The organism is Streptomyces sp. NPDC021093 (assembly GCF_044333135.1).
Taxonomy (GTDB): domain Bacteria; phylum Actinomycetota; class Actinomycetes; order Streptomycetales; family Streptomycetaceae; genus Streptomyces.
In genome coordinates this window covers 422,855-446,928 of sequence record NZ_JBIRQJ010000005.1, presented here as the reverse complement: position 1 = coordinate 446,928, position 24,074 = coordinate 422,855, and the positions used below count along the sequence as shown (strand labels likewise).

The window sequence follows — 24,074 nt, the reverse complement described above, 5'->3', positions numbered from 1 at the left end:
GTGGTCCGCCTGAGGAGACGGGGGCGGAGGCGGAGGCGGGGGCGGAGGCGGGGGCGGAGGCGGGGGCGGCGGTGTCACGACGACCTCCTCAAAGAGACGAGGTCGGCCAGTTCGCGGTCGCTGAGTTCGGTGAGGGCGGCCTCGCCCGTACCCAGGATCGCGTCCGCCAACGACCGCTTGGATGCGAGGAGTTCGGCGATACGGTCCTCGACCGTGCCCTCCGCGATCAGGCGGTGGACCTGGACGGGCTGGGTCTGGCCGATGCGGTACGCGCGGTCGGTGGCCTGCTCCTCGACCGCCGGGTTCCACCAGCGGTCGAAGTGGACGACATGGGCGGCACGGGTGAGGTTCAGACCGGTGCCCGCCGCCTTGAGGGAGAGCAGGAAGACCGGGACCTCGCCGGACTGGAAGCGGTCGACCATCTCCTCGCGATGCGCCACCGGCGTGCCCCCGTGCAGGAGTTGGGAGGGGATCGCGCGGGCGGACAGGTGCTGGGAGAGCAGCCTGGCCATGGTCACGTACTGCGTGAAGATCAGTACGGAGTCCTCCTCGGCGAGGATCGTGTCGAGGAGTTCGTCGAGGAGGGCGAGCTTGCCGGAGCGGGCCGTGAGGCGGGCCGGGCTCCCCTTCGGACCACCCTCTTTCGATCCCCCCTCCTTCGGGCCCCCCTCCTTCAAATACTGCGCGGGGTGGTTGCAGATCTGCTTGAGGGAGGTCAGCAGCTTCATGATCAGGCCGCGGCGGGCGATGCCCTCGGACGCTTCGATGGCGGCCATCGTCTCGTGCACCGCCGCCTGGTAGAGGGCGGCCTGCTCGCGGGTGAGCGAGACGGGGTGGTCGGTCTCCGTCTTGGGCGGCAGCTCGGGCGCGATGCCCGGGTCGGACTTCTTGCGGCGCAGCAGGAAGGGACGAACGAGACGGGAGAGGCGTTCCACCGCCTCCGGGTCCTCGCCGCCCTCGACCGCGCGCGCGTGCCTGGCACGGAAGGTGGTGAGCGGGCCGAGCAGGCCGGGGGTGGTCCAGTCCAGGAGGGCCCACAGCTCGGAGAGGTTGTTCTCGACGGGGGTGCCGGTGAGGGCGATCCGGGCCGGGGCCGGGATCGTACGCAGCGCCTTCGCCGTGGACGAGCGGGGGTTCTTCAGGTGCTGGGCCTCGTCGGCGACGATCATGCTCCAGGTGCGGGAGGCCAGTTCGGCCGCGCTGGTGCGCATGGTGCCGTACGTGGTGAGGACGAAGCCGCCGCCGCGCACTCCGGAGCCGGACGGGGATTCGGATCCGGAGCCGGACGGCGATTCGGAGTCGGCACCCGCGTCGAGCGGGTCGTCGAGGGTGCGGGTCGTGCCGTGGAAGCGGCGGACGGGCACACCGGGCGCGAAGCGTTCGATCTCGCGCTGCCAGTTGCCGAGGAGGGAGGCGGGGCAGACCACCAGGGTGGGGGCGGTGCGGGCGCGGTGCAGGTGGAGGGCGATGACGGTGATGGTCTTGCCGAGGCCCATGTCGTCGGCGAGACAGCCGCCGAGGCCGAGCGAGGTCATCAGGTCGAGCCAGGCCAGTCCGCGCAGTTGGTAGTCGCGCAGGGTGGCGTTCAGCGCGGGTGGCTGCGGGAGCGTGTCCGCGCCGCCCCGGGCGAGCCGGTCGCGGAGGGCGGCCAGGGCTCCGGCCGGGACCGCTTCGACCCGCTCCCCGTCGACCTCCGCCGTGCCGGTGAGCGCCACGGCGAGCGCGTCGGCCGGGTCGAGGAGACCCAACTGCCGCTTGCGGGCCCTGCGTACGAGCGCGGGATCGACCACCACCCACTGGTCGCGCAGCCGGACCACCGGGCGGTGCTCCTCGACCAGGGCGTCCATTTCCGCCTCGGTGAGTTCCTCGCCGCCGACCGCAAGCTGCCAGCTGAACGCGAACAGCTGGTCCGCCTCGAAGAAGGGGGTGCCGTCGGTGGCGGAGCCGGGCGCGGGTCGCACCACCGCGGTGGCGGTGAGCGTACGGGCCAGCTCGCGCGGCCAGTGGACAGCGACGCCCGCCGCCTCCAGCCGGTGCGAGGCGGCGCCGAGCAGGTCGTACAACTCGTCGTCGGACAAGGGCAGTACGTCGGGGACGGGCTGCTCCAGGAGCCGGGCGAGCGGCGGCCACACCCGGCCGGCCCGGCGCAGGGCGAGGACGGTGTCGATGCGGGCGCGCGGGCCGAAGTGGTCGCCGCCCTCACCGCCCCAGAGGTCCGCCACGTCCACCAGGTGGGTCGGGTCGGCGAGGCTGTGCACCTGCACGACGGCGGCGCCCGCGCGGCGCTGGCCCGCGTCCCTGCCGCCCTGGGCGTCTTCGTCCCTGGTGTCGAAGAGGCTGTACGCGGGGAGGTCCAGCCGGAGCGAGACCCGTACCCCCGCGTCCGCCCCGGCCGCGACCTCGGCGGCCCACTCCCGCAGTCCTGGCAGGTGCTGTGCCTCCCGCGCGGCAAAGGGGCCGCCCAGGGCGAGGGCCGCCGCGGGTGTGCGCGGCAGGGTGTCGGCGACGGCGTCGACGAAGGACTTCACCAGGTGGGCGGGGTCGGGGACCTGGAGGGGCGTGCGGTCGGGGAGCGGCACCGCGTACCCCTCGGGCGGCAGGGCGGCGGCGATCGCCCTCAGGTGCGCGATGTCCGCGGCGTCGGGCGGGCCCGCCCGCCAGGCGTCTTCGTCGGCCGCGGTGAGACCCGGCAGGAGCAGCCCGCGCGCGGCCAGGTGCAGGGCGTGCAGGGCGGCGGCGCCCCAGCAACGGGTCGCCGGGTGCGCGACGGGATCGTGCCGGGCGGCGGCGAGCAGGGGCAGGGCGTCCGCGAGCGGCAGGTGGAGGGCGGGGACGGTGCGGGTACGGACGACGGCGCCGTGCCGGCGGACGACGGTGAGGGTGGTGGAGGTGGCGTCGAGGGCGTCACCGGCGTCTGACAGCGGAGTGCCGTCCGGGGCCCAGAGGGCGATGCGGGCGTCCCGTGGCAGGGGCGCGGGGAGGTAGAGCGCGGCGGCGTACGGGGGCAGGCGGCGGCGCGGTGCGTGGGGTGTGCGCGGTGCGACCATCGTGCCGCCGCCTCCCGTCCGGGTGTGATCTGCGCAGGTGGGCGCAGGGTTTCTGCGTGGACCTGCGAGTCTACGGGCGAGGTCTGACAGTGAGGGTGGGGCGGGCGGTGCGGCGGTGCGTGGCGGAGGGAGCACACCGGGCGCTCCGCTCTCGTGCGGGTGGTTGTCGTGCGGGTGCGTCGTGGCTGGTCGCGCAGTACCCCGCGCCCCTGAAGGGGCGGGGCCGAACGCCCCGCCCCGGAACCCCTCAGCCCCGGCCCTGCCCCATCGTCGGCGAGGTCACCACACCGGCCTGGATGACCGGGGCACCCTCTGCCGTGCCCGAGAACTCGTTGTGGACCGAGTGCACCCGCACCCCGCTCCCCGACTCCACCGGCTCCAGCTCCGTCAGGATCTCGCGCAGCACGTCCGCGCGTGCCGGGTCCGCCGCCAGGGTCTGGCGGATGCGCAGCCTCCAGGCGCCTTCCAGGTCGGCCGCCAACTGCCGGTCGTCGTCGGCCAGCGCGGCGGCCAGCTCGCCACGGGTGGCCTCCAGTTCGCCCGCCAGCGTCTCCTCGTCCGTGGCGCCGTTGCCCCGCGAGAAGAATCCGCTGAGCCGGCCCCGTACCTGGGCCCATCCGTCCGTGGCCATCTGCTGCACCAGGGCGGTCGCGCCCGCTGTCGCCAGTGCCACCAATTCCGGTTCCACCGTTCCCCCTTGGGGTGTCGCTGAGAATCTCCGTACGCTGCCAGGCAACCGTAGAGCCGATCCGCGCTCCGGGGCACGCCCTTCACCTCAAGAGGAATCTCAGAGGGTGAGCCATCCGAAGCCGCCGTACCAGTGCCCGCCCGCACGGAGACGGTCTCCGACCGCGCGCTCCAGCGACGTACGGCGCGGCAGGTCGGCCACCGGGATGTCCGTGGTGCCGAAGACGAAGGAGAGCGTTCCGCTGTCGCACTCGTCGTCCCCTCCGGCGATCCGCTCGAAGAGGTCCTGGAACCGGACGATGCGGGACCGGTCGGAGAGGCATGTGCGCAACTGCGGATCGAGCAGCCAGGAGTCGCAGACGGCGACCCGGTGCCCCTCCTCGGGGAAATGGCGGGGGAAGAAGGCGCGGGCGGCGGCCAGTGACTCCTCGCACGCGGTCGGCGAGAGCGGGCCGGAGAAGTCCGGAATGTGGATGCTCAGGCAGGGCTCACCCGCCTCTCCCGGCCGACCCGCCTCCGCCAAGGAGGCCGCGGCCCTTTCCCGGAGCACCGTGCGCTGGAACTGCAGGCGGCCCAACTGGTAGATCTCGCCCCGGAAATGGAGCCTGATCCAGTACGGCACCAGCAGTCCGCCCGTACCCAGCCGCCTGCGGTGCACCGCCATGTTCCGCCCGAGATCGGCCAGCGTCCGCCGGGACACCTCCTCTGGAATTCCGATGCTTCGGTGGTAGGCGCGCGCCTGATCCAGTGCCGCGACGAAGACGTACACCGGGAAGTATCTGCCCTCCTCCCCCAACTCGTCGGGCAGCAGCGGGAGTTCCACTCCGTCGTCCGGCACCCCCATGTCCTGCACCAGGCCGCGGACACAGCGCTCCAGCAGCCACCGCCACTCGGGATCCTCCGCCATCGTGCGCCGCAGCGCGACCAGCGGGTTGATGTCCTCGTGCGGAACCGCCAGGTCCAGCAGTACGGCGGGAAGCTCGTCGGCCGTCGGCAGCACGGCCTCGCCCCCGGGCCCGGCCTGGGGCCCGCCCCCAGCACCCTCCAGTGACTCCAGCCTCTTCAGCCACTCCGCCAACTGCGCGTCCGACCGGAGCACTTCCCGTACGGCCACCATCTGCGCCACTGCCCACCGTCCCTGTTCCGTCGCCCTGCGCGAAGTTCTGCCCGAAGTCCTTCGCGAGTCCTGCGTGAGTCCTGCGCGAAGCCCCATCATCACCCGGGCCGCCGCAGGACGCACCGGCATTGATGTCCGGTCCGCAAGACGCATTCATCCAGCATGCGGACCGTAGTTGTCGGGCAGCACCACGGGCGGCAAGGATGCGGACATGGCCCCTGTTCTCGTATCGCGTCGCCACGTGGATCTGCTGCGTGTCTCGACCATGCTCTGTCGGGCCTCTTCCTGCCGTACGTCCGGCTGCTGACGCACCGCCTCCACTGACGCGTCCCCCGTCCTCCTCATAGAGGACGAGGGCCTCCGCGCGTCCGCAGCAGAGGCATTCCTGCCCTTCGTTTCTCCCTTTCGTTTCTCCCTTTCGCATCTCCCTTCACGGAATCCCGCCGCACCCCTGTGCCGTGCGGGGCTCCCCGCTGCCTCCGAGGTCTCCCCATGCCCACCACCGTGCCCGCAGCCGTGCCCGGAATCCTGCCCGGCGCCCCCGCCCAGCCCCTGCTGCACTGGTTCCTTCCCACCGGCGGCGACGGCCGCGATCCCGGCGGCGTCACCGCCGTGCAGGGCCGGACCGGAGCCGCCACCCGGCGCCCCGCCGACATCGGCTACCTCTCCCAGGTGGCGCGCGCCGCCGAACAGGCCGGATTCCATTCGCTGTTGACGCCCGTCGGCCTCGGCTGCGTCGATCCGTGGATACTCACCGCCGCCCTCGCCCAGCACACCGACCGGATCGGCTTCCTGGTCGCCTTCCGGGCCGGGTTCGCCAGTCCCACCCTGCTCGCCCAGCAGGCGGACGCGTTCCGCCGGTTCGCGGGCGGCCGGCTGCGCCTGAACGTCGTCACCGGCGGCGACCCCGCCGAGCAGCAGGCCTACGGCGACCACCTGGCGCACGACGAGCGGTACGCGCGGACCGCCGAGCTCATGGCGGCCCTGCGCGCCCTGCTCGAAGGCAGCGACGCCGACCGCGAGGGCGCCCACTTCCGGCTCCGGGGAGCACGGCTCGTCGACCCCGCCGTGGAACACCCCGTACCGCTGTACTTCGGCGGCGCCTCCCCCGCGGCCGAGGACGTCGCCGCGCGCCATGCCGACGTACAACTGCTGTGGGGAGAGCCGCCGTCGGCGATCGACGAGCGCATCAAGAGGCTGCGGGCCAAGACGGAGGCGGTACGCGGCGAGCACGCCTCGCTGCGGTTCGGGCTGCGGCTGCACGTCATCGCCCGCGACACCGCCGCCGAGGCATGGGCCGAGGCGGACCGGATCCTGTCCCGGCTCGACCCCGAGGCGGTACGTGCCAGCCAGGCCAGGTTCGCCGGCATGGACTCCGTGGGGCAGGCCCGGATGGCCGCCCTGCACGGCGGCTCCCCGGACGCCGCGAAGCTGGAGATCGCCCCCAACCTCTGGGCGGGCATCGGCCTCGTACGGGAGGGGGCGGGCACCGCGCTCGTCGGCTCGCACGACGAGGTCGCACAGCGGCTGTACGAGTACCGGACGCTGGGCGTCGACGAGTTCGTGCTGTCCGGCTACCCGCACCTCGAAGAGGCCTACCGGGTGGGCGAAGAGGTCGCGCCCCGGCTGCGCGCGCTCGTCGACGAGGCAGCACGCTCCCAGGACGAGGCAGCACGCAGCAAAGAGGCGGCGGGCGCATGACCCTCACCGCACCGACCGGGACGGCAGGCGTCACCGCACCCGCCCCGGCACCTCCCGCCGCCCGCCGCAACCCCCGTTTCGCCGCCCTCCGTTGGGCCGCGCTGCGCGCCGTCGCCCTGGCGGTGCTCCTCGCCGCCTGGCAGCTGGTGGTGCTGGCGGAAGTGTGGCCACGGGTGCTGGTGCCTTCGCCCGGCGAGGTGTGGCACCAGTTCCTGCTGTCGTCGACCGTCCACGACGGGGTACGCGGACAGAGCGGCCACCTCCTGATCGAGCACCTCGGCGTCAGCCTGCGCCGGATCGGCATCGGCACGGGGTACGCGGTCCTCGCCGGGGTGCCGCTCGGGCTCCTCATCGGCGCGGTCCGCCCGATCGCCGTCGTACTCGAACCGGCCGTGACGTTTCTGCGGACGCTGCCGCCGCTCGCGTACCTCTCGCTGCTCGTGATCTGGTTCGGTATCGACGAGTCGCCCAAGGTGTGGCTGCTGATCATCGCCGCCCTGCCACCGATCGCCGCCGCGACCGCCGCAGCCGTACGGACGGTTCCCGAGCACCTCATAGAGGCGGCACGCGCACTGGGGGCGGGACAGCTGTCGCTGCTGCTGTCCGTACGGCTGCCCGCCGCACTGCCGGAGATCCTCACCGGGGTACGGATCGCCGTCGGCGTCGCGTACACGTCGGTGGTCGCCGCCGAGACCATCAACGGTGTCCCCGGCATCGGCGGCATGATCCGCGACGCGCAGCGCTACAACCAGACCGCCGTCGTCATCGTCGGCATCATCGCCATCGGCCTGTCGGGCATCCTCCTCGACACCCTGCTCAGAACGGCCGAACGCCGCCTCGTTCCCTGGCGCGGCCAGAAGTGACCCCGCACCAGGAACACACCGGCCACCCACGCCCGGTGCGCACCGGCCACCCACGCCCACTGCACAGCGGCGGCCCGCGCCCGGTGCCCACCGTCCCGCCCCACCACACCCACCGGAGCCCCGCCATGCCCGCGTACCGCCGCCGCACCGTCCTCCTGGCCGCCGTCACCGCGCTCACCGCCCTCACCGCGACCGCCTGCGGCTTCGGCGGGTCCGACGGCGCAGGCAGTACGGACGCGTCGGGGAAGACGGTCGTCCGCATCGCCTACCAGGCGATACCCAACGCCGATCTGGTGGTGAAGAACCAGCGGCTGCTGGAGAAGGCACTGCCCGACGTGTCCGTGAAGTGGGTCAAGTTCGACTCCGGCGGCGACGTCAACACCGCGGTGATCGCCGGATCGGTGGACCTGGGCCTCGCGGGCACCAGCCCGGTCACCAAGGGTCTTTCGGCGCCCCTCAACATCCCGTACAAGGTCCTCTGGATCCACGACCTGATCGGCGACAACGAGGCGCTCGTCGCGAAGAAGGGCATCGACAGCGTCAAGGACCTGGCGGGCAAGAAGATCGCCACCCCCTTCGGCTCGACCTCCCACTACTCGCTGCTCGCCGCCCTGAAGTCGGCGGGCGTGCCCGCGGACAAGGTCCAGGTGCTCGACCTCCAGCCGCAGGACGCGCTCGCCGCCTGGAAGCGCGGCGACATCGACGCGGCGTACGTGTGGACCCCGACCCTGGACGAACTCACCAAGGACGGCAAGGTCCTCACCACCAGCCGCAGGGTCGCCGACGCGGGCAAGCCGACCGCCGACCTCGGCATCGTCACGAACGCCTTCGCAGAGAGCCACCCCGAGATCGTCACCGCGTGGCTGGGGGCCCAGGACCGGGCCGTCGCCCAGACCAGGTCGGACCCCGCGAAGGCGGCCGCGTCCATCGGCAAGGAACTCAACGTGTCGCCCGCCGACGCCAGGCGCCAGCTCGGCCAGCTGGTGCTGCTCAGCGCGAAGGAGCAGGCGGGGCCCGCCTATCTGGGCCGTCCCGGCGCACCGGGACGGCTGGCCGCGAGCCTGCGTGACGCCGCCGGATTCCTCAAGGACCAGAAGGCCGTGGACGCGGTGCCTCCGCTCGCCGCCTTCCAGCAGGCCCTCGCCACGAAGGAGCTGTCCCGTGCCGCAGGCTGAACCCGTGCCGCAGTCCGGCCCCGTGCAGGAGGCCGAGCCCGCGCAGAAGGCCGGGACCGTTCAGAAGGCCGGGACCGGGCAGACGACCGGGACCGGGCAGACGGCCGAGCCCGAGGCCGTCCCGGAAGCGCGGCCCGAGGTCCTGCTGAAGGACGTCACCGTCCGCTACGGCCGCCACGCCCGCGCCCTGACCACCGCCGTCGAGGGCGTCTCCCTCACCCTCGCGGACGGCGAGTTCACCGTTCTCGTGGGCCCCTCCGGCTGCGGCAAGACGACCCTGCTGCGCGTGGTCGCGGGCTTCGAGCGGGCCTCGGAGGGGACCGCTCTCGTACGGGACTCCACGCCCGCCCCGGGCGGCGGCACCGGCATCGTCTTCCAGCAGCCACGTCTCTTCCCGTGGCGCACCGTCGGCGGAAACCTCGCCTTCGCCCTCGCCAGGCACGGCGTCCCCCGCGAGCAACGCCCCTCCCGCATCGCGGAGTTGCTGGAGCGGGTCGGGCTCGCGGGCATGGGCAGGCGCCGCACGTGGGAACTGTCGGGCGGCCAGCAGCAGCGGGTCGCGATCGCCCGTGCGCTGGCGGGCGAGCCCCGGCTGCTGCTGATGGACGAGCCGTTCGCCGCCCTGGACGCGCTCACCCGCGAGCGCCTCCAGGAGGAGGTCCGTACCCTCGCGGCGTCTTCGGGGACGACGGTCCTGTTCGTGACGCACTCCGCGGAGGAGGCGGTGCTGCTCGGCACCCGGGTCCTGGTGATGGCGGCGCCGGCGGGCGCCCCTGGCCGTATCGTCGCGGAACTGCCCGTGGATCTTCCCCGCGACCCCGGCACGGACCCGGCGGCCCTGCGCGCCACCCCGGAATTCGCCCGTCTGCGGGGCGGGTTGACGGCCACGATGCGGGAGGCGGCGACACTCCCCGCATGACAAGTGCCCAGGTCCGCACCTCCATGAGGTGCGGACCTGGGCACCCGCTGACCGACGGGGAGGGCTAGCCGCCCTGCCCGGCCCGCTCCCCCAGTTCCCGCCACACCTTCCGCACCTGCGGCTCCAGAACCTCCAGCGGCCCGTCGTTGTCGATCACCAGGTCGGCGACGGCGAGCCGCTGCTCGCGCGTGGCCTGCGCAGCCATCCGACCGCGCGCGTCGGCCTCGCTCGTCCCCCGCAGTCGTACGAGCCGGTCCAACTGGGTCTCGGGCGACGCGTCCACGACCACCACCAGGTCGTACAGCGGCGCCAGCCCGTTCTCGGCGAGCAGCGGCACGTCGTGGACGACGACGGCATCGGCCGGAGCAGCCCCCTCCAGTTCCGCCGAACGGGCCCCGACCAGCGGGTGCACGATCGCGTTGAGGGTCTTGAGCCGCTCCGGGTCCGCGAAGACGATCGCACCCAGCGCGGGCCGGTCCAGCGTGCCGTCCGCCGCGAGGATGCCCTCGCCGAACGCGGCCACCACGGCGTCGAGCCCGGGAGTCCCGGGCTCGACGACCTCACGCGCGATCTTGTCGGCGTCGACGACGACCGCGCCGTACGACGCGAGAAGCCGCGACACTTCACTCTTGCCGGCGCCGATACCACCGGTCAGGCCCACTTTCAGCATGCCCGGCAGCCTAGAACGCCCGCCCCGGGCCCTAGACGTCGCCCTCCCGCTCCGCGAGGAACTTCTCGAATTCCAGGCCGATCTCTTCCGCCGACGGCAGGTCCTTGGCCTCCGCGACGAGGCTGCCGCGCGTCTCCGCGCCCGCCACCGCGTCGTACTGGTGCTCAAGGCCCTGGACCAGTGCGACCAGTTCCTCGTCGCCCTCGCCGACCTGCCGGTCGATCTCGTCCTGGGTGCGCCGCGCCTCCGTGCGCAGTGCGTGCGCCACCGAGGGCAGCACCAGGCCGGTGGCCGCGGTGATCGCCTCCAGGACGGTCAGCGCCGAGTCCGGGTAGGCGGAGCGTGCCACGTAGTGCGGCACGTGTGCGGCGACGCCGAGCACGTCGTGCCCGGCTTCCGACAGCCGGTACTCGACCAGTGACTCCGCCGACCCCGGCACCTGCGCCTCGTCGAACGGGCTGCGGTGTCCGGGCACCAGGTCCGTGCGGTTGCCGTGCGGGGTGAGGCCGACGGGACGGGTGTGCGGGACGCCCATCGGTATCCCGTGGAAGTTCACCGCCAGCCGCACTCCGAGCCGCTCCACGATCTGCTGCACGGCCACCGAGAACCTCTCCCACTCCACGTCCGGCTCGGGACCGGCGAGGAGCAGGAACGGGGCGCCGGTGGCGTCCTGCACCAGGTGCACCTCAAGAGACGGCGTCTCGTAGTCCGTCCACTGGTCGCGCCGGAACGTCAGTAGGGGGCGCCTGGCCCGGTAGTCCACCAGCCGGTCGTGGTCGAAGCGCGCCACGACCTGGTGGGGCAGTGTGTCGAGGAGCTTGTCGACGATCTGGTCGCCGGTCTCGCCCGCGTCGATGTAGCCGTCGAAGTGGTAGAGCATGACAAGTCCGGCCGACTCCTGGGCCAGCGCCATGTCGACGACGGCAAGCCCCTTCGGCTCCCATGCGTACAAACCCTGCGGATCAAGCACGATTCCCGCTACCTCCTCGCGTTTCATAGTCAAGAACGTGCAGCGGGGCACAGGCATTCCCTCCCGTGCCCTCATCCCTCGTACGAGTGGACAATCCCGCAGGCGGGAACCGGTGTTGGGCGGCACAACGCAGCGAGGCCCGCTCCCCCGAAGGGGAACGGGCCTCGCTGTTCAGCCAGTTCAGCTGTCGGCCGCCGTCCTGTGACAGGTCAGACGGCCACGCGACCGGTGAGGGTCAGAGCATTCAGCTCTGGCCGCCCGCCAGCTTCTCGCGCAGGGCAGCCAGGGCCTCGTCCGACGCCAGGGCGCCGGAGTTGTCGTCCGACTCCGAGGAGTACGAACCGCCCGAGATACCGGCGCTGGCGCTGCCACCGGCGGCGGCGGCCGGAGCGGCCGCACCCTCGGCAGCGGCGGCCTCGTCGGCCTCGCGGGACTTGATGACCTGGGCCTGGTGCTGCTCGAAGCGCGTCTGCGCCTCGGCGTACTGACCCTCCCAGGCCTCACGCTGGGTCTCGAAGCCCTCGAGCCAGTCGTTCGTCTCGGGGTCGAAGCCCTCGGGGTAGATGTAGTTCCCCTGGTCGTCGTACGACGCGGCCATGCCGTACAGCGTCGGGTCGAACTCGACCGAGGCCGGGTCGGCACCGAAGGACTCGTTGGCCTGCTTCAGCGACAGCGAGATCCGGCGACGCTCAAGGTCGATGTCGATGACCTTGACGAAGATCTCGTCGTTGACCTGGACGACCTGCTCCGGGATCTCCACGTGGCGCTCGGCCAGCTCGGAGATGTGGACCAGGCCCTCGATGCCCTCGTCGACGCGGACGAACGCACCGAACGGAACCAGCTTGGTGACCTTGCCGGGAACGACCTGGCCGATCTGGTGCGTACGGGCGAACTGCTGCCACGGGTCTTCCTGCGTCGCCTTCAGCGACAGGGAGACACGCTCGCGGTCCATGTCGACGTCGAGGACCTCGACGGTGACTTCCTGGCCGACCTCGACAACCTCGGACGGGTGGTCGATGTGCTTCCAGGACAGCTCGGAGACGTGCACGAGACCGTCGACGCCGCCCAGGTCCACGAAGGCACCGAAGTTGACGATCGAGGAAACGACGCCGGAGCGGACCTGACCCTTCTGGAGGGTCGTGAGGAACGTCTGGCGAACCTCGGACTGGGTCTGCTCGAGCCAGGCACGGCGGGACAGGACCACGTTGTTGCGGTTCTTGTCCAGCTCGATGATCTTGGCCTCGAGCTCCTTGCCCACGTAGGGCTGGAGGTCGCGGACACGGCGCATCTCGACGAGGGAGGCCGGCAGGAAGCCACGGAGGCCGATGTCGAGGATGAGACCACCCTTGACGACCTCGATGACGGTACCGGTGACGATGCCGTCTTCTTCCTTGATCTTCTCGATGGTGCCCCAGGCGCGCTCGTACTGTGCGCGCTTCTTCGAGAGGATCAGGCGACCTTCCTTGTCCTCCTTCTGGAGAACCAGGGCCTCGATCTCGTCACCCACGGCGACGACCTCGTTCGGGTCGACGTCGTGCTTGATCGAGAGCTCGCGGCTCGGGATCACGCCTTCGGTCTTGTAACCGATGTCGAGGAGAACCTCGTCGCGGTCGACCTTGACGATGACGCCGTCAACGATGTCGCCATCGTTGAAGTACTTGATCGTCTCGTCGATCGCCGCGAGGAACGCGTCCGCGTCGCCGATGTCGTTGACCGCAACCTGCGGAGTGGTGGCGGTGGTCTCGGTGCTGCTCGTCATGTGGGAAAGGGCTCCGGTACGGACAGAAATCGTAGGTACTGCTACGCCGTGAGCCTGTCGCTCTGCAGAAGCCGGACAGCCGAAGAAGCACCGGGCTGAAACACACCACCAGGCGCCTCGAAAACCGAGGAGACATACCTACAGATACGAGCGCGGCCTGCTAGGTCTGAGGCGCGCAGGCTCGCAGCGCAACTTGTAGCATACGGGGGCTGCCGGGCAGGGTCAATGCGCGAAGGCATACACCCGGGGCGGAACGCCTCATACCCGGCACAACTCAGGTTTGGCGAGGCCACAATGGCCGCCCCGCTCCTCCTCGACCACTTCCCGGCAGGTCCGCGGGAGGGTACCCGGGGAGGGTTTCGGCGGAGCCTACTCAGACGATTCAGACGGGCGCAATGATCCACGAAGACGAAGCCTCCGACGCTTTCGCCTCTCTCGACGCACTGGACGCACTGAGCCTCCAGGACGACGCCGAGCCCGAGGCCACCCGGCGTGACGCCGGGGACGCGGAGAGCAGCCGGGCCAGCCGCGGCTGGTGGGACCGCAACGCGGACGAGTACCAGCAGGACCACGGGACCTTCCTGGGGGACGACCGCTTCGTGTGGGGCCCCGAGGGCCTCGACGAGGTGGAGGCGGAGCTGCTCGGCCCCGCCGACTCCCTCAAGGGGCTCGACGTGCTGGAGATCGGCGCGGGCGCCGCACAGTGCTCCCGCTGGCTGGTCACCCAGGGTGCCCGGCCGGTCGCGGTGGACCTCTCCCACCGGCAGCTCCAGCACGCGCTGCGGATCGGCGGCGGCGAGGACGGGGTGGGCCTGGTGCAGGCCGACGCCGGGGTGCTGCCGTTCCGGGACGGCTCCTTCGACCTGGCCTGCTCGGCGTACGGCGCGGTGCCGTTCGTCGCGGACCCGGTGAAGGTGTTCCGCGAGGTGCACCGGGTGCTGCGGCCCGGCGGGCGGTGGGTGTTCTCGGTGACGCACCCGATCCGCTGGGCGTTCCCGGACGAGCCGGGCCCCGAGGGCCTTTCGGTCTCCGCCTCGTACTTCGACCGCACCCCCTATGTGGAGCAGGACGAGCAGGGGCGGGCGGTGTACGTCGAGCACCACAGGACGCTCGGCGACCGCGTCCGGGACGTGGTGGCCGGCGGCTTCCGGCTGGTCGACCTCGTGGAGCCGGAGTGGCCCGCGTGGAACAGCTCGGAGTGGGGCGGCTGGTCCCCGCTGCGGGGGAACCTGATCCCGGGGTCGGCGATCTTCGTCTGCGTACGGGACTGACCGCCGCGCACGACTCCCACGGGACCGCCGCGCACGGCCCCGTACGACACTGGGGGCGTGATCCGCACCGACGCCCTTGACCGGCTGCCCGTACGTTCCGCCGTCCCCGCCCTCAAAGAGGCGCTCGCCGCGCACGGCACCGCGGTGCTGTGCGCGCCGCCCGGCACCGGCAAGACGACCCTCGTGCCGCTGGTGCTGGCCGGGCTGGTGGGCGGGGGTCCGGTGCGGCGGGTGGTCGTCGCGGAGCCGCGGCGGATCGCCGCACGGGCGGCGGCCCGGCGGATGGCGTGGCTGCTGGACGAGCAGGTCGGCGGGCGGGTCGGCTTCACCGTGCGGGGCGAGCGCACAGTGGGCGCGGAGACGGTCGTGGAGGTCGTCACGACGGGAGTGCTGCTGCAACGGCTGCAGCGCGACCAGGAGTTGCCCGGCGTCGACGTCGTCGTCCTGGACGAGTGCCACGAGCGGCATCTTGATGCGGACACGGTGGCGGCCTTCCTGCTGGACGTACGGGCCGCGCTGCGACCGGAGCTGCAGCTTGTGGCGGCGTCGGCGACGACGGACGCGGCGGGCTGGGCCGAACTGCTGGGCGGCGCGCCCGTGGTGGAGGCGCAGGGAATCTCGTACCCCGTCGAAACGGTGTGGGTGCCGCCGGCGCGGCCGGTGCGGCCGCCGCACGGGATGCGCGTCGACCCGGCCCAGCTGACGCACGTGGCGTCGGTGGTGCGGCGGGCGCTCGCCGAGCGCACGGGCGACGTGCTGTGCTTCCTGCCCGGGGTGGGCGAAATCGCCCGGGTGGCGGGCCAGTTGGGGGGCGTGGACGCCGAGGTGCTCCAGGTGCACGGACGCGCCCCCGCAGCCGTGCAGGACGCTGTACTCGCCGGTTCCTCGTCAGGACGTCGTGTTGTCCTGACAACCTCCGTCGCCGAGTCGAGCCTGACGGTGCCGGGGGTGCGGGTCGTGGTGGACTCCGGGCTCGCCCGTGAGCCGCGCACGGACCATGCGCGGGGGCTGAGCGCGCTCACGACGGTACGTGCGTCGGGCGCGGCGGCACGGCAGCGCGCGGGCCGGGCCGGGCGCGAGGCTCCGGGGACGGCGTACCGCTGCTGGGACGAGGCGGAGGAAGTGCGGATGGCGCGCTTCCCGAACCCGGAGATCAAGGTGGCGGACCTGACGGCGTTCGCGCTCCAGGTGGCCTGCTGGGGCGATCCGGACGCGTCCGGGCTCGCCCTCCTCGACGCGCCTCCGGCCGGGGCGATGGCGGCGGCGCGGGAGGTCCTGTCCGCGATCGGCGCGGTCGACGCCCAGGGGCGGGCGACGGAGCGGGGCGTACGGCTGTCACGCCTCGGACTGCACCCCCGCCTGGGCCGGGCGCTGCTGGACGGTGCCCGGGAGGTCGGCGCGCGCCGGGCGGCGGAGGTGGTGGCGCTGCTGAGCGAGGAGCCGCCGCGGGAGTACGGGGACGACCTGGCGGGCGCGTGGCGGGCGGCACGGCGCGGCAACGACGGGTACGGGGCGCGGTGGCGCCAGGAGGCGCGGAGGCTGGCCTCCGGGGTCGGGGGTGCGGGCGGCTCCGGCGGGGGTGACGGCTCCGGCGGGGGCGACGACGCGGTGGCCGGGCTGGTGGCGGCGCTCGCGTTTCCCGAGCGGGTGGCGCGGGCGCGAGGCGCGGGCGCCTTCCTCATGGTGTCCGGGACCGGGGCGGAGGTGGGCGAGGGATCGCGGTTGCGCAGTGCGCCGTGGCTGGCGGTCGCGGTCGCGGACCGGCCCTCGCACTCGGCGTCCGCGAGGGTGCGGCTCGCCGCCGTCGTCGACGAGGACACGGCGCTGCTGGCGGCGGAGCACTTGCGGGTCTCCGGGGAGGAGGTGCACTGGGAGGGCGGGGACGTCGTCGCACGCCGGGTGGACCGCCTGGGTGCCGTGGAGCTGACCGTACGGCCGCTGAAGGACGCGGCACGCGCGCGCGTGCACGAGGCGCTCCTGGAGGGGCTGCGGCGCGAGGGTGTCGGGCTGCTGCGGTGGACGCGGGACTCGGAGTCCCTGCGGGAGCGGCTCGCCTTCCTGCACCGGGAGTTGGGGGCGCCCTGGCCGGACATGTCGGACGAGAGTTTGTCCGGACATACGGACAACTGGCTGGAGCCGGAGCTGTCGCGGGCGCGGCGGCGGGCGGACCTGGGACGGATCGACGCGGGACAGGCGCTGCAGCGGCTGCTGCCGTGGGCGAGCGGGGACGCGGCGCGGCTGGACGAGCTGGCACCGGAACGGATCCAGGTGCCGAGCGGGTCGCGGATCCGGGTGGACTACGGGGGTGAACAGCCCGTGCTGGCGGTGAAGTTGCAGGAGATGTTCGGGTTGGCCCGGACGCCGCGGGTGGGGGGTGCGGCGGGGGTGCCGGTGCTGGTGCATCTGCTGTCGCCTGCGGGGCGGCCGGCGGCGGTCACCGCGGATCTGGAGTCGTTCTGGAAGGAGGGGTACCGGGCGGTGCGGGCGGAGTTGCGGGGACGGTATCCGAAGCATCCTTGGCCGGAGGATCCGGGGAGTTTTGAAGCGACGCGCTTCACCAAGGCGCGGTTGCAGAGGTAGGGGGCGGTGGGGTGGTAGCGGGCACGTGCGGTCGTGCAGAGGGCTCGGGGGCAAGCACTTAGGGGCGCGGGGAACTGCGCGGCCAGCCACGACGCACCCGCACGTACAACCCACCCACCGCCCTGCGCCCAGCAGCCCGCACGACGACCACGTACCCGCCCCGCGGCCAGCGGCTCAGGGAAGGGGTGGGGAGGGGACTGCTGGGCGCAGCGGCTCACCCTCCCGCTCGCCGAGGTCCGGGCCGCGCCCAGCGCCCTCCGCACCCGCCCGCCGCCCCCGCGCCTCCAGCCACAGCGCGAGGGCGAGGAGCGCGAGGCCCAGCCCCAGGAAGCCCCACGGCAGGTACGAGGTCAGCAGCAGGATCAGCGTCCGGTTGGACTTCACGAGGGCGACCGTGGAGTCGACGTAGTCGGACCGCATTTTGACGTGCCCCGCGAACGCCGTGACCTTCTCGCGACCGCCGAGCAGGCTGCCGCCCCGCATCTCCTCCCGGTGAATCTCCTCGCCGTTGACGGGGGCACCGGTGACGGGGTCGATCCAGAACATCCGCTTCGTCGTGTACCACATGCTCGTGCCGGTCTGCTTCTCCAGCTTGGTGGAGTCGATGCCCGGCATCGGCATCTGCTTGGGGTAGGGCACCTTGGTCCAGGGGACGGTCTGCTCGAAGTAGTAGACCTCCAGGCCCCGGAACTCCTGCGTGCCCCGGTAGTGGATGGGCGCGGTGCGGCGGGCGCGGGAGTCGTAGTACTCGTAGTCGCGCTTCTCCGTCAGGAACGGCCACTTGAACTCGATGCCGCGGCGCTGCACGGGATCGCCGTCGACCGACTCGCCGGTGGCGTGCACGGGGTCCTGCGAGTGCGCGTCGAAGATGTAGCGCTCGGGGATGGTGGAGACCATCTTCCCGTCGGGTCCCGCGACGAAGGACAGGGCGTCCCAGACGACGACGTCGCGGTCCGCGGTCGCCCCGATCTTCTCGGACTCCTCGACGTTGCCCTTGAGGGTCTGCACGATGGTGAGCTTCTCGACCTGTTTGGACTGCATCGTGCCGTAGTCGACGAGCGTCGCCGGTTTGGCCTCCAGGACCGCCTCCTGGTACTGGCTGGGCGGGATCTTGGCCAGGCGCGGGAAGGCGTACCAGCGGAAGAGCGGGGAGAGGGCGGCGAAGAACACCGCGAGGGCGAGCAGGACCAGGCTGGATTTGCGTCGCATGCGCGTCTCGCCCCCGCTACTTCTTCGGGCCCGGGACGGTGGTCAGCAGCGGCTTCGGCGAGGTTTCGCCGGTCGGGGTGCCGACGGCCGTGATGGCGAGGACCAGGGCGAATGCGGCGGCCAGTCCTACGGCGGCGGCGATGAGGGCGCGCATGACCCGTCTCCCTCCCGGTAAGGGTTTCTGACGTTCCGTCAGGGACGTCGGGGAGGGGGCACCGTAGCAACGGCCGCGCAAGAGGGGAACAGGTCGGACGGGGGCTTCTCCGCCGGGACCGCAAGCCCTGGGACCGCAAGCCCCTGGGCCGGACGCAGCGGGGCCGGACACGGCGGGGCCGGACACAGCGGGGCCGGACACAGCGGGAGGGGGCCGGATTCCCCGGCCCCCTCCCGCTCCCAGTCCGCTCCCCCGGTTACGGCTTCGGCGTGCCCGTCCCCGAAGGGGTCCCCGTCGGCGTCGTCCCCGGTGTGGTCGGGGTCGTCGTCGGGGGCGTGGTGGGCGGTGTGGTCGGAGGCGTCGTGGGCGGCGTCGTCGGTGCCGCCGCGACCGTGAGCTGGACGTTCAGCGCGACGCCGTCCGCGACGATCCGCAGGACGTACGTGCCGGCCGTGTCGCCCGCGTACAGCTTCGGCAGTTTCACCGTGCCGTCCGCGCCCGTGGTGAGACCGCCCACGGTGCGTACCGCCGTGCCGTCCGCGGCCTTGAAGTACGGGCCCTTGGTGCCGGTGACCACCGCGGACACCGTGGCGCCCGCGAGCGCCTTGCCGTCGGCGCTCGCCCTCACCTCGACGGCGGTCGCGAACTCACCACCGGTCTCGGCCTTGAGCGCGACGTCCGACGTACGGGCCAGCGCGTCGGCCTTCGGCGCAGGGGCGGGATCGGCCTTGACCGTCGCCCAGAACTCGGCCGCCGGTGCGCCCGGCACGCTCGCCCGGACCACGAACGAGCCCGCCTGGCGGCCCGCCGCAAGGACCGGCGCGGTGGCGGTGCCGTCCTTGCCCGTGGTGACGGTGGTGCGCAGCGTGTTGCCCGGGAAGCGGGCGCCTGTCGCGCCGATGACGGTGAAGTCGACCTTGGCGCCCGCGACCGGCTTGCCCGCCGCGTTCAGCGCGCGCACGGCCGGGCGGCCCGCGAAGTTCCCGCCCGCGACCGCCGCCAGCTTCCGGTCGCTGGTCTGCTGCAGCTTGACGGCGCCGGCCGGAGTGGTGGGCGGCTTGGTCGGGTCCGGCTTGGCTGGCTGGGTCGGCTTGGGGGCGGTCGGCGGCTTGGTGGCGCCCGGGACCGGCGTGGTGGGAGCGGTCGGGGCCGTGCTGCCGCCGTTGCCCGCGGGGGTGACGCGGTGGCTGTCGGGTCCGGGCGCGGTCGGCTGGACGCCGCTGCCGTCGGGGACCTCGTGGGTGCCGCGCTGGTAGTACTCGAACCAGGACAGGACGGTCCGCAGGTACTCCTGCGAGTGGTTGTAGCTGAGGATCGCCTTGTCGCGGTCCTTGGGGTTCGTCATGTCGCGGGAGCCCGCGCAGAGGTAGTGCCCGGCGGCCAGCGCCGCATCATAGATGTTGTTGGGGTCCTTGCGGCCGTCCCCGTTGCCGTCCTTGCCGTTGCGCGCCCAGGTCGACGGGATGAACTGCATCGGGCCGATCGCCCGGTCGTACGTGGCGTCGCCGTCGAACTCGCCGTTGTCGGTGTCCGAGATGTTCGCGAAGCCGATGCCGTTGAGGACGGGCCCGCGGATCGGCTTGGTGGTGTTGCCCTGGGCGTCGACCTGACCGCCGCGCGCCTGACCGGACTCCACCTTGCCTATCGCGGCGAGGAGTTGCCACGGGAGACGGCAGGAGGGATCGGCCGTCTCGACTGCCGTCTGCGCCTTCTTGTACGCGTCCAGCACGGTCGCCGGGAGGCCCGCCTCGGCCTCCCCGACCGGTGTGGAGCCGCCGCCGGTGCCGGGCGTGCCGATGCTCGCGTCCGGCGCACCGGGGGTGGTCAGCGGCGGAAGGTCCGTGTAGTAGGGGGAGTTGCCGGAGGCTGCACTCTCGGGCGCCGGCTTCGCACCTGCCGTCCGCCCGTCGTACGCCGGGTTCCCCGCGGCCCCGGGGGCCTGCGACGCGGACAGGGCGGCCACGGCTATCGCCGCGACCGCCGTCGTGGTCGCCCCCTTGCGCAACCGGCGACCGAATTGTGCTGCCATGCGAGTGGTCCCTCCCCATCGGCGGCAGACGCGCTCCCCAGCGCGACGACCCACGTGACACTACGACAACTCTTGGCGCCCGAACACCGGCTTCTGCGTGCTTTTCACCAGTTCGACACCTGAGAAACTCCTGAGAAACCGGCCGCAACAGTCCCACATACTGAGCGATATTGATCGCTAAGGGTCACTTGTACGCCCATTGCCGAGCAGATCAAGCACTCCGCACATATCGCCAAGGGGACAAGAGTGCCTTTTACCCTCAGCCATGCCGCAGCCGTCCTGCCCGGGATCCGACGGGACGGCACCGGGCGCGGCCCCTTCCTCGCCTCGGCCCTGGTGGCCGGGTCCTTCGCCCCCGACCTCACCTACTACGCCGCCTCCGTGGTGCCCGGCGGCATGGCGTTCGGCGACTTCACGCACTCGCTGCCGGGCATCCTCACCGTGGACGTCGTCTGCACGGCGGTGCTGGTCGGGCTGTGGCTGCTGGTGCGGGCACCGCTGGTGGCACTGCTGCCGCGCGGCTGGCAGGGGCGGGTGTACGGAACGGTGCGCGGCGCCCGCTGGGACGGTGCGTCGGTGTCCCTGGCGGGACGGTTCGTGCTGTCCGCGGTGGTCGGGGCGGTGACCCATGTGGCGTGGGACCTGTTCACACATCCGGGGCGGCTGGGCATGGAGCTCTTCCCCGAGCTCGGGCAGCGGTACGCCGGGCTGCCGCTCTACACCTATGCGCAGTACGGGACTTCGGCGCTGGCCGCCGTCGGGCTGGGCTGGTTCCTGGTGGCGGCGTTGCGGCGGCAGCCGGGCGGGGGCGAAGCCCCGGACGCCGTAGTGAGGTTGACCTCGCGACAGCGCACGGCGGGGGCGGCCCTGCTCCTCGGGTGCGCGACGGTCGCCGCGGTCGCACGGTGCGTGCGCTGGGCGGCCCACCAGAGCGTCCCGATCCGCCCGTTCGACTACGTGCCGACGATCTGCTTCGGCGCGGGCGCCGGACTCCTGGTGGGGCTGGTGCTGTACGCGGCACTCGTGTGCCGGTGGCGGAGGGCCTCGACCGGAACGGCCGGACCCCCGGCGCCCGACGGCACCGACGACACGGCACAGGCCCGCCCCCGTACCCGATCGCACTGATCGCGCACAGGGGCGGGGACGGGCCCCGCCGGAACGCCCTCCGCAAACCCCGCGGGCTCAGTGCGCCGCCGACTCCCAGTCCGCGCCGACACCCACCGACACGTCCAGCGGCGCCCGCAGTTCGACCGCGCCCGCCATCTCGCGGCGGACGATCTCCTCGGCCGTCTCCCGCTCGCCCTTCGCGATCTCCAGCACGATTTCGTCGTGCACCTGGAGCAGCATCCGCGAGGTGAGCCCGGCCTTCTCCAACGCCGCGTCCACCTTCAGCATCGCGACCTTGACGATGTCCGCCGCGGTGCCCTGGATCGGGGCGTTGAGCGCCATCCGCTCGGCCATCTCACGGCGCTGGCGGTTGTCGCTGTTGAGGTCCGGGAGGTAGCGGCGGCGGCCCAGCATCGTCTCCGTGTAGCCCGTGGCACGGGCCTCCTCGACGGCGCGCTGCAGGTAGTCCTGCACCCCGCCGAACCGCTCGAAGAACGTGTTCATCAAACCGCGCGCCTCGCCCGCGTCGATGTTCAGCTGCTGGGAGAGACCGAACGCGGACAGCCCGTACGCCAGGCCGTACGACATCGCCTTGATCTTGCGGCGCATCTCCGCGTCGACCGCGGAGCGCTCCACCGCGAACACCTGGGAGGCGACCGTGGTGTGCAGGTCCTCGCCGGACCTGAACGCCTCAAGAAGGCCCTCGTCCTCCGACAGGTGGGCCATCACGCGCAGTTCGATCTGGCTGTAGTCGGCCGTCATCAGGCACTCGTAGCCCTCGCCGACGACGAAGCCGCGGCGGATGGCCCGGCCCTCGTCGGTGCGGACCGGAATGTTCTGCAGGTTGGGTTCGGTGGAGGACAGCCGTCCGGTCGCCGCCACCGTCTGGTTGAAGGTGGTGTGGATGCGGCCGTCGGTGGCGATCGTCTTGATCAGACCCTCGACGGTGACCCGCAGCTTGGCCTGCTCACGGTGGCGCAGCATGATCACCGGCAGCTCGTGCTCGGTCTGCGCCGCCAGCCAGGCCAGCGCGTCCGCGTCCGTCGTGTAACCGGTCTTGGTCTTCTTCGTCTTGGGCAGCGCCAGCTCGCCGAAGAGGATCTCCTGGAGCTGCTTGGGCGAACCGAGGTTGAACTCGCGGCCCGCCGCGTCGTGCGCCTCGCCCACGGCGTGCTGCACCGCGGCCGCGAACTGCTCCTCCATGGCGGTCAGATGGTCCCGGTCGGCGGCGATGCCGTGCCGCTCCAGACGGGCCAGCAGGAGCGAGGTGGGCAGCTCCACGTCGTGCAGCAGCTCGGCCGCGCCGACCTCCCCCAGCTTCTCCCCGAACGCCTCGCCCAGGTCGAGGATCGTCCGGGCCTGCGTCATCAGCGCGTCGGCCTCCGCCCGCTCGTCCTCCTCGGACCCGAAGGCCAGCTGCCCGTCGGCGACCGCCGCCGGGGCCAGCTCACGGCCCAGGTACTCCACCGACAGGGCGTCCAGCGCGAAGGACCGCCGCCCCGGCTTCACCAGGTACGCGGCGAGCGCGGTGTCCATGGTGACCCCGGCGACCTGCCAGCCGTGCTCCGGGAAGACCCGCATCGCACCCTTGGCGTTGTGCAGCACCTTGGGGCGGTCCGCGTCCGCGATCCACCCGGCGAACGCCTTCTCGTCGCCCTCGGACAGCTCGGCGGGGTCGAACCAGGCGGCCGCCCCGTCCGCCGCGGCCAGCGCGACCTCCGTGACGTTGCCCGTGCCCAGCGCCCAGGTGTCGACCGTGGCCACGCCCAGCGGCTGCGCGCCGTGCACATCGAGCCAGGGGGCCAGCTCGCCGGAGCCCAGCACCGCACCGTCCAGCTCGATCCCGGCGGCCGGAGCCGCCGCCTCCTCCTCCGCGGCGCCCGGGTCGACGGCCAGCAGCCGCTCCCGCAGCGACGGGTTGCGGATCTCCAGCACGTCCAGGACGCCGGCCAGGGCCTCCCGGTCGTACGGAGCGCGCTCCAGGTCCGCGGGGCCCTTGGCCAGCTCCACGTCGCGCACCATCTCGGTGAGCTTGCGGTTCAGCTGCACGGCGTCCAGGTGGTCGCGGAAATTCTGCCCGGCCTTGCCCTTGACCTCGTCGGCGCGCTCCACCAGCTCCGCGAACGAACCGAACTGGTTGATCCACTTCGCGGCGGTCTTCTCGCCGACGCCCGGAATGCCGGGCAGGTTGTCGGACGGGTCACCGCGCAGCGCGGCGAAGTCCGGGTACTGCTGGGGCGTCAACCCGTACTTCTCCTCGACCTTCTCCGGAGTGAACCGGGTCAGCTCGGAGACGCCCTTCGTCGGGTACAGCACCGTCACGTGCTCGGTGATCAGCTGGAACGAGTCGCGGTCGCCCGTGACGATCAGCACGTCGAACCCGGCCTCCGCGGCCTGCGTCGCGAGCGTCGCGATCACGTCGTCCGCCTCGAACCCGTCGATCGCGAACCGCTCCACGCGCATCGCGTCGAGGACCTCGCCGATCAGCTCGACCTGCCCCTTGAACTCGTCGGGGGTCTTGGAGCGGTTCGCCTTGTACTCCGGGAACTCCTCGGAGCGCCACGTCTTGCGGGACACGTCGAACGCCACCGCGAGGTGCGTGGGCGCCTCGTCACGCAGGGTGTTCGCCAGCATCGACGCGAAGCCGTAGACGGCATTCGTCGGCTGGCCGCTCGCGGTCGTGAAGTTCTCCGCGGGCAGCGCGAAGAACGCACGGTACGCCAGGGAGTGCCCGTCCATGAGGAGCAGGCGCGGACGCCCGCCCGGCTTCTCTGAGGTCTTGTCTGCGGTCTTCTTCGCTGCTGTCTTTGCCACGC

At 72.4% G+C, this 24,074-nt stretch carries 17 protein-coding genes; 7 read left to right on the top strand and 10 right to left on the bottom strand.

Annotated features, from left to right (window positions below):
- Positions 1-74: 74 nt before the first annotated feature.
- From ACH4SP_RS18035 to ACH4SP_RS18025, 3 genes are all read right to left on the bottom strand, one after another.
- The gene (locus tag ACH4SP_RS18035) at positions 75-3,047 is read right to left on the bottom strand and encodes a DEAD/DEAH box helicase (protein WP_398415881.1); all 2,973 of its coding nucleotides are present in this window, start codon (positions 3,045-3,047) and stop codon (positions 75-77) included.
- Between the two features lie 247 nt (positions 3,048-3,294).
- Positions 3,295-3,735, bottom strand: coding sequence for a hypothetical protein (locus ACH4SP_RS18030; RefSeq protein ID WP_398415879.1), 441 nt, complete (start codon positions 3,733-3,735; stop codon positions 3,295-3,297).
- Between the two features lie 99 nt (positions 3,736-3,834).
- Complete coding sequence (locus ACH4SP_RS18025; protein ID WP_398416318.1) at positions 3,835-4,734, bottom strand: acyltransferase domain-containing protein; 900 nt, start codon at positions 4,732-4,734, stop codon at positions 3,835-3,837.
- 609 nt (positions 4,735-5,343) lie between these two features.
- Here ACH4SP_RS18025 and ACH4SP_RS18020 point away from each other — a divergent pair.
- The 4 genes from ACH4SP_RS18020 to ACH4SP_RS18005 all read left to right on the top strand — a co-directional run bounded on the left by ACH4SP_RS18020 (position 5,344) and on the right by ACH4SP_RS18005 (position 9,509).
- Positions 5,344-6,552 carry an LLM class flavin-dependent oxidoreductase gene (locus ACH4SP_RS18020; protein WP_398415877.1) on the top strand — a complete coding sequence of 403 codons (1,209 nt, stop codon included), beginning with the start codon at positions 5,344-5,346 and terminating at the stop codon, positions 6,550-6,552.
- Positions 6,549-7,415: an ABC transporter permease gene (locus ACH4SP_RS18015; RefSeq protein WP_398415875.1), complete on the top strand. Its 867-nt coding sequence runs from the start codon at positions 6,549-6,551 to the stop codon at positions 7,413-7,415. The genes ACH4SP_RS18020 and ACH4SP_RS18015 overlap by 4 nt, the downstream gene beginning before the upstream one ends.
- Positions 7,416-7,540: 125 nt before the next feature.
- The gene (locus tag ACH4SP_RS18010; protein WP_398415873.1) at positions 7,541-8,590 is read left to right on the top strand and encodes a glycine betaine ABC transporter substrate-binding protein; all 1,050 of its coding nucleotides are present in this window, start codon (positions 7,541-7,543) and stop codon (positions 8,588-8,590) included.
- 145 nt (positions 8,591-8,735) lie between these two features.
- Positions 8,736-9,509: an ABC transporter ATP-binding protein gene (locus tag ACH4SP_RS18005; protein WP_398416315.1), complete on the top strand. Its 774-nt coding sequence runs from the start codon at positions 8,736-8,738 to the stop codon at positions 9,507-9,509.
- Positions 9,510-9,573: 64 nt separating this feature from the next.
- On the opposite strand, the gene coaE is transcribed toward ACH4SP_RS18005, so the two are convergent.
- From coaE to rpsA, 3 genes are all read right to left on the bottom strand, one after another.
- On the bottom strand, positions 9,574-10,179 hold the full coding sequence (gene coaE, locus ACH4SP_RS18000) for a dephospho-CoA kinase (RefSeq protein ID WP_398415871.1): 606 nt from the start codon (positions 10,177-10,179) through the stop codon (positions 9,574-9,576).
- A gap of 31 nt (positions 10,180-10,210) precedes the next feature.
- Entirely contained in the window at positions 10,211-11,149 is a 939-nt protein-coding gene (locus tag ACH4SP_RS17995; RefSeq protein ID WP_398415868.1) for a PAC2 family protein, read from the bottom strand.
- A 244-nt stretch (positions 11,150-11,393) separates the two neighbouring features.
- Positions 11,394-12,908: a 30S ribosomal protein S1 gene (rpsA, locus tag ACH4SP_RS17990; RefSeq protein ID WP_398415866.1), complete on the bottom strand. Its 1,515-nt coding sequence runs from the start codon at positions 12,906-12,908 to the stop codon at positions 11,394-11,396.
- A gap of 398 nt (positions 12,909-13,306) precedes the next feature.
- Here rpsA and ACH4SP_RS17985 point away from each other — a divergent pair, with 398 nt between their 5' ends.
- Both ACH4SP_RS17985 and hrpB read left to right on the top strand, forming a co-directional pair.
- Positions 13,307-14,179 (top strand): class I SAM-dependent methyltransferase, encoded by an 873-nt coding sequence (locus ACH4SP_RS17985; protein WP_398416314.1) that lies wholly within the window; start codon positions 13,307-13,309, stop codon positions 14,177-14,179.
- A gap of 57 nt (positions 14,180-14,236) precedes the next feature.
- Positions 14,237-16,759 carry an ATP-dependent helicase HrpB gene (gene hrpB / locus ACH4SP_RS17980; RefSeq protein ID WP_398415864.1) on the top strand — a complete coding sequence of 841 codons (2,523 nt, stop codon included), beginning with the start codon at positions 14,237-14,239 and terminating at the stop codon, positions 16,757-16,759.
- A gap of 174 nt (positions 16,760-16,933) precedes the next feature.
- On the opposite strand, the gene ACH4SP_RS17975 is transcribed toward hrpB, so the two are convergent.
- The 3 genes from ACH4SP_RS17975 to ACH4SP_RS17965 all read right to left on the bottom strand — a co-directional run bounded on the left by ACH4SP_RS17975 (position 16,934) and on the right by ACH4SP_RS17965 (position 20,151).
- Positions 16,934-17,968 (bottom strand): DUF3068 domain-containing protein, encoded by a 1,035-nt coding sequence (locus tag ACH4SP_RS17975; RefSeq protein WP_398415862.1) that lies wholly within the window; start codon positions 17,966-17,968, stop codon positions 16,934-16,936.
- Between the two features lie 16 nt (positions 17,969-17,984).
- A complete protein-coding gene (locus ACH4SP_RS17970) occupies positions 17,985-18,122 on the bottom strand; it encodes an SPW_0924 family protein (RefSeq protein WP_398415860.1) in 138 nt (45 codons plus the stop codon).
- 256 nt (positions 18,123-18,378) lie between these two features.
- Positions 18,379-20,151, bottom strand: coding sequence for a lytic murein transglycosylase (locus ACH4SP_RS17965; protein WP_398415858.1), 1,773 nt, complete (start codon positions 20,149-20,151; stop codon positions 18,379-18,381).
- A gap of 246 nt (positions 20,152-20,397) precedes the next feature.
- Here ACH4SP_RS17965 and ACH4SP_RS17960 point away from each other — a divergent pair, with 246 nt between their 5' ends.
- The gene (locus ACH4SP_RS17960) at positions 20,398-21,276 is read left to right on the top strand and encodes a DUF4184 family protein (protein WP_398415856.1); all 879 of its coding nucleotides are present in this window, start codon (positions 20,398-20,400) and stop codon (positions 21,274-21,276) included.
- A 57-nt stretch (positions 21,277-21,333) separates the two neighbouring features.
- Here ACH4SP_RS17960 and polA read toward each other — a convergent pair whose 3' ends face one another.
- Positions 21,334-24,072, bottom strand: coding sequence for a DNA polymerase I (gene polA / locus ACH4SP_RS17955; RefSeq protein WP_398415854.1), 2,739 nt, complete (start codon positions 24,070-24,072; stop codon positions 21,334-21,336).
- Positions 24,073-24,074: the final 2 nt, after the last annotated feature.

Bases quoted from the DNA above. Each gene is read 5' to 3' on its own strand.
- ACH4SP_RS18010 (WP_398415873.1), top strand. From the start codon at position 7,541: ATGCCCGCGTACCGCCGCCGCACCGTCCTCCTGGCCGCCGTCACCGCG.
- ACH4SP_RS18020 (WP_398415877.1), top strand. From the start codon at position 5,344: ATGCCCACCACCGTGCCCGCAGCCGTGCCCGGAATCCTGCCCGGCGCC.
- rpsA (WP_398415866.1), bottom strand. From the start codon at position 12,908: ATGACGAGCAGCACCGAGACCACCGCCACCACTCCGCAGGTTGCGGTC.
- ACH4SP_RS17965 (WP_398415858.1), bottom strand. From the start codon at position 20,151: ATGGCAGCACAATTCGGTCGCCGGTTGCGCAAGGGGGCGACCACGACG.
- ACH4SP_RS17975 (WP_398415862.1), bottom strand. From the start codon at position 17,968: ATGCGACGCAAATCCAGCCTGGTCCTGCTCGCCCTCGCGGTGTTCTTC.
- coaE (WP_398415871.1), bottom strand. From the start codon at position 10,179: ATGCTGAAAGTGGGCCTGACCGGTGGTATCGGCGCCGGCAAGAGTGAA.
- ACH4SP_RS18035 (WP_398415881.1), bottom strand. From the start codon at position 3,047: ATGGTCGCACCGCGCACACCCCACGCACCGCGCCGCCGCCTGCCCCCG.
- ACH4SP_RS17970 (WP_398415860.1), bottom strand. From the start codon at position 18,122: ATGCGCGCCCTCATCGCCGCCGCCGTAGGACTGGCCGCCGCATTCGCC.
- ACH4SP_RS18015 (WP_398415875.1), top strand. From the start codon at position 6,549: ATGACCCTCACCGCACCGACCGGGACGGCAGGCGTCACCGCACCCGCC.